Source organism: Aeromicrobium sp. PFPM2_SD2 (genome assembly GCF_057364525.1).
In genome coordinates this window covers 1-5,370 of record NZ_JBNFNZ010000150.1, presented here as the reverse complement: position 1 = coordinate 5,370, position 5,370 = coordinate 1, and the positions used below count along the sequence as shown (strand labels likewise).

Below are 5,370 nucleotides of genomic sequence, written 5' to 3'. Positions count from 1 at the left end.
CTCACCGTCGAGCAGCGCCGGTGCTCGGCCGCCGCTGTCCGGCCTCGAACGCGTCCTGGACGCCGACGCCGACGACGTCGACGAGCTGCGCCGCAGCACCCGCGAGACCCGGTCCGCCCTGCAGGCGGTCGAGAAGGTCGCGCTGGAGGCCGCCCGCACCGAGATCCTGCGCGCCCGCAACGAGGTCGGCACCGATCCCGAGGTCGTCGACCACCTGCTGCGCCGCCTCGACCTGCGCACCGTCCTGCTCGACCACTGACCCGGACGCACGAAGGCCCCCACCGATCGCGGTGGGGGCCTTCGTCCGTCGGGTGACGGTCAGTGCATCATGACCGGCGCCTGGCCGCCCTGGTCGTCCAGCGCCGCCTCGCGCTTGCGGGGCAGGAACGCGACCGGGATCAGCGTCGCGACCAGGATCAGCGCCGCAACCCAGTAGGTGGTCGAGAACGCGTCGGCCCACTCGCGCAGACCCGTCGGGACGAACGCGTCACCCAGGCGCTGCGCGACCTCGAGGGCGCCGGCGGGCGGCTGCTCGCCCTGCGCCTCGGCCCGGAACGTGGCGCCGAGCGCCGACGCGGCGTCCGAGGCCTTGATCTGGTTGGTCAGGACGACGGTCATCAGCGCCACGCCGATCGAGCTGCCGACCTGCTGGATGACGTTGATGAGCGTCGAGCCGCGGGCCACCTCGTGGGCACCGAGCGTGCGCAGCGCGGAGGTGAAGACCGGCATCATCGTCGCGCCCATGCCCAGGCCCATGACGAACAGCCAGGCCATGACCTGGACGTACGGCGTGTCGACCTCGGCGCTCTGCGTCAGGCCGAACATGCCCACGATGATGCCCACGAAGCCGAACGGCACGATGCGCCCGACCGGCAGGCGGTCGGCCAGGGTGCCGGCGATCGGCATCGTCAGCATCGCGCCGATGCCCTGCGGGGCCACGAGCAGGCCGGCCTTGAGCACCGACTCGCCGCGGATCTGCTGGAAGTAGGTCGGCACGAGCAGCAGCGCTCCGAAGAAGGCCAGCGTGAACAGGAACATCACGATGGTGGCCAGCGTCAGGTTGCGGTCCTTGAACAGGCGCAGGTCGAGCAGCGGGTGCTTCGGCTTGAACGAGTAGAAGACGAACGCGACGATCAGCGCCAGGCCGACGAGGCCGGGCAGCAGCACCCGCGTGGACGCGACGGTGCCGGTCTCGGGGATGGACGAGACGCCGTAGAGGAACAGCGCCAGGCCCGGCGACATCAGCAGCACGCCGACGAGGTCGAAGGACTCGCTCGGCTCGGTGTCGTCCTTGGGCAGGATCATGAACGCGTAGACCAGCGCCACGATGCCGATGGGCAGGTTGATGAGGAACACCCAGTGCCACGAGGCGGCGTCGATCAGCCAGCCACCGAGGATCGGGCCCATGATCGGGCCGAGCAGCATCGGGATGCCGAGGATGGCCATGAGCCGGCCCATGCGGTGCGGGCCGGCGGCGCGGGTCATGATCGTCATGCCCAGCGGCATCAGCATGCCGCCGCCCAGGCCCTGGATCACGCGGAACGCGACCAGCGACTCGATGCTCCAGGCCGCGGCGCAGGCGGCCGAGCCGAGGGTGAACAGGGCGAGCGCGGTCATGTAGAGGCGCTTGGTGCCGAAGCGGTCGGCGGCCCAGCCGGTCAGCGGGATGACCGCGGCGAGGGCGAGCGTGTAGCCGGTGACGGTCCACGCGACGGTGGACAGCTCGGCGACCTCGAACTCCTTCTGGAACGTCGGCAGGGCCACGTTCACGACGGTGATGTCGAGGATGGACATGATGGCGCCGAGGACGACGACGCCGGCGACCTTGAGGATCTCCGGGGTGATCTTGTCGTCGTCGGCGGCGGGCGCGACAGGACTGGTCATAGGTACTTCCTGGGGCTGGACGGTCTCCCGCGATGGTGACCACGGGCGCGTCAGGCTACTGCAGGGCACTGACAGGGCGGTGAACATCGGTGAACGTCCAGGTATTCCCGGGGCCGGCGACCCACGAGCACGCGGCGCCATCCCGTAGACTTGCTCCGGCCCTCAGTCGAGGAACCACTCCCCACGCAAGGACGTCCACCCGCATGCCCACTCGCTCCGACCTGCGCAACGTCGCGATCGTCGCCCACGTCGACCACGGCAAGACCACGCTCGTCGACGCCATGCTCCAGCAGCAGGGCGCCTACCAGTCCCACCAGGAAGTGACCGAGCGGGTCATGGACTCCGGCGACCTGGAGCGCGAGAAGGGCATCACGATCCTCGCGAAGAACACCGCGGTGCGCTACGAGGGCCCCGGCTCCGACGGCGGCGTCACCATCAACATCATCGACACCCCCGGCCACGCCGACTTCGGTGGCGAGGTCGAGCGCGGCCTGTCGATGGTCGACGCGGTCGTCCTGCTCGTGGACGCCTCCGAGGGCCCGCTGCCCCAGACCCGCTTCGTGCTGCGCAAGGCGCTCGCCGCGAAGATGCCGGTCATCCTGGTCGTCAACAAGGTCGACCGTCCCGACGCGCGCATCGCCGAGGTCGTCGACGAGACCTACGACCTCTTCCTCGACCTGCTCGGCGACGAGGCCAGCGACGACGCGCTCGACTTCCCGGTCGTCTACGCCTCGGGCAAGGCCGGCCGGGCGTCGGTCGAGCAGCCCGAGGACGGCACGCTGCCCGAGAACGACAACCTCGAGCCGCTGTTCAAGACGATCCTCGAGCACGTCCCGGCCCCCGAGTACACCGAGGGCGCGCCGCTGCAGGCGCACGTCACCAACCTCGACTCCTCGCCGTTCCTCGGCCGCCTGGCCCTGGTCCGCGTCGAGGAGGGCGAGCTGCGCAAGGGCCAGCAGGTGGCGTGGATGAAGCGCGACGGCTCGGTGCAGAACGTCAAGATCACCGAGCTGCTCATCACCGAGGCGCTCGAGCGCAAGCCCGGCGAGAAGGCCGGCCCCGGCGACATCGTGGCCGTCGCGGGCATGGCCGACATCATGATCGGCGAGACGCTGGCCGACCCGGAGAACCCGGTCGCGCTGCCGCTCATCCACGTCGACGAGCCGGCCATCTCGATGACGATCGGCACCAACACGTCCCCGCTCGCCGGCCGCGAGAAGGGCACGAAGGTCACCGCCCGCCTGGTCAAGGACCGCCTCGACTCCGAGCTCATCGGCAACGTGTCGCTGCGCGTCCTGCCCACCGACCGTCCGGACGCCTGGGAGGTGCAGGGCCGCGGCGAGCTGGCGCTGGCCATCCTGGTCGAGCAGATGCGTCGCGAGGGCTACGAGCTGACCGTGGGCAAGCCGCAGGTGGTCACCAAGCAGATCGACGGCAAGCTGCACGAGCCGATCGAGCGCCTGACGATCGACGCCCCCGAGGAGTACCTGGGCGCCATCACCCAGCTGCTGGCCGTCCGCAAGGGCCGCATGGAGCAGATGGTCAACCACGGCACCGGCTGGGTCCGCATGGAGTTCGTCGTGCCGTCGCGCGGCCTCATCGGCTTCCGCACGGAGTTCCTCACCGACACGCACGGCACCGGCATGGCGCACCACGTGTTCGAGGGCTACGAGCCGTGGTTCGGCGAGATCAACACGCGTCCGAGCGGCTCGCTCGTGGCCGACCGCGCCGGCGCGGCCACCGCGTACGCGATGACCAGCCTGCAGGAGCGCGGCACGATGTTCGTCGAGCCGACCACCGAGGTGTACGAGGGCATGATCGTCGGCGAGAACAGCCGCGACGACGACATGAACGTCAACATCACCAAGGAGAAGAAGCAGACCAACATCCGCTCGGCGACGTCGGACAACTTCGAGAAGCTGATCCCGCCGAAGAAGCTGTCGCTCGAGCAGTGCCTGGAGTTCTGCCGCGAGGACGAGTGCGTCGAGGTCACGCCGACCGCCGTGCGCATCCGCAAGGTCGTGCTGGACGCCGGCGAGCGCGCCCGCACCGCCCGCAAGCGCTGAGCCCCTCGCCCGTACGCGAGCCGCGAGCCCGCCGTTCCCCTCGGGGAGCGGCGGGCTCGTGCGTCGTGGGGGGCTGTGCTGTGGGGTGGTCAGAGCGGTGAGTTGTGGTCACTCCTGCAACAACGGTGGTGAGTGCTGGTCACTTTCGGGGCGAAAAGTGACCACACCTCACCGCTCCGCACGGATGGGACGGTCGAGCGCAGCCCAGGCCGTGCCGAAGTGGGGCGGAGGTCCGTCGTAGCCCCGCCGGCGCAGCTCGTCGTGGACGCGTTGGACCAGCGCTCGAGGACGCTGCAGGTCGGCCGCGACGACCTGGAGGTATCCCCACCCCGCGCGCCGTAGACGTCGGTATCGCTCGATGTCGACGCCGAACTGGTACGCGTCCTCGGCGTGCTGGCGGCCCTCGTACTCCAGGACCAGGTGGTACTCGTCCAGGACGAGGTCACCGGTGGCGAGTCGCTCGCCGCCCAGCATCACCGGTCCGTTCGGCACTCCTGCCGGGAGACCCGCGGCGCGCAGACGGAGACGCAGCCACGACTCGGGCATGGAACGCGACCGTCCGTCGACGAGGTGCACCACCCGCAACGTCTGCCGCGCTCCGGGCCGCCACCGGTGCAAGCGAGCCGTCGCGACGAGCTCCTCGACCGTGGTGTGGTCGCGGTGGACGAGCCAGTCGGCGGCCGCGACAGTGCTGGCGAGAGGCAGGGACGCGGCGCACTGCACGAGCGCCGCCGCCGGGGTCACACCCTCCTCGTCGCGTGGAGGAAGCACCTCGGTGCGGTGCAGGACGATGCCGTCGAGTGCCAGGTGCAGGTCCCCTTGGACGGTGAAGTGGACGGGGCGGGACGGCGCCACCTCCAGACCGAGTGCCAACAGCCTGGACGCGTGGCTCAGCACGGCCCGCTTCGGCATCGCCTTGGCCGCGGCGACGAGGTGGTCCAGGCCGGTCATGGTGTGGTTCCGGTGCACCCAGACCGTCGGGTGCACCCGGACGAACCGGCTTCCGCGCAGGAGAGAGGTGGAGGCACCCGCGTCCTGCGCCTCCCGGCGCGTGAATGGACCGCGCAGAAGGGCAGGTGGAACCGGCTTCGTCATCGGTCCAGGTACTCACGCCGACCATCCGCGAGGGGAGTCCTGTCGTGGCGACCTGTGGACGTCCAGCGGTCAGCGGTGAGCTGTGGTCAGTTCCGGCCGAGAAAGCGACCACAAGTCACCGCCCGATCCAGAAAAGCGACCACAACTCACCGTCCAGCTAGCCCATCACTGAGGGCTAGGCGAGGAGGGACTCGGTCGTGGTGATCGTCAGCTGGGGCGGGAACATCGCCATGGCGTCGAGGGCGCGCTGGTGGTCGGCCGGGGTCACGCCGGCGCAGGCGTCGGAGGCCACGCGCACCCAGCAGCCCGCGTCGGCCGCGGCGAG

5 protein-coding genes are annotated in these 5,370 nt (G+C 70.3%); 2 read left to right on the top strand and 3 right to left on the bottom strand.

Features of this window, described 5'->3' with window-relative positions; translation table 11 throughout:
- A partial coding sequence (locus AC2W7G_RS08660) for a hypothetical protein (RefSeq protein WP_485868074.1) occupies window positions 1-259 on the top strand: 259 nt, incomplete at its 5' end.
- Between the two features lie 59 nt (window positions 260-318).
- Here AC2W7G_RS08660 and AC2W7G_RS08655 read toward each other — a convergent pair.
- On the bottom strand, window positions 319-1,884 hold the full coding sequence (locus AC2W7G_RS08655) for a DHA2 family efflux MFS transporter permease subunit (RefSeq protein WP_485868073.1): 1,566 nt from the start codon (window positions 1,882-1,884) through the stop codon (window positions 319-321).
- 203 nt (window positions 1,885-2,087) lie between these two features.
- Between AC2W7G_RS08655 and typA the strand changes: the two genes are divergently transcribed.
- Window positions 2,088-3,950: a translational GTPase TypA gene (typA, locus tag AC2W7G_RS08650; protein WP_485868072.1), complete on the top strand. Its 1,863-nt coding sequence runs from the start codon at window positions 2,088-2,090 to the stop codon at window positions 3,948-3,950.
- Window positions 3,951-4,118: 168 nt separating this feature from the next.
- Here the strand turns inward: typA and AC2W7G_RS08645 are convergent, their stop codons facing one another.
- On the bottom strand, window positions 4,119-4,901 hold the full coding sequence (locus AC2W7G_RS08645) for a hypothetical protein (RefSeq protein WP_485868071.1): 783 nt from the start codon (window positions 4,899-4,901) through the stop codon (window positions 4,119-4,121).
- 319 nt (window positions 4,902-5,220) lie between these two features.
- The coding region (locus AC2W7G_RS08640) for an isochorismatase family protein (RefSeq protein ID WP_485868075.1) at window positions 5,221-5,370 on the bottom strand (150 nt) is incomplete at its 5' end.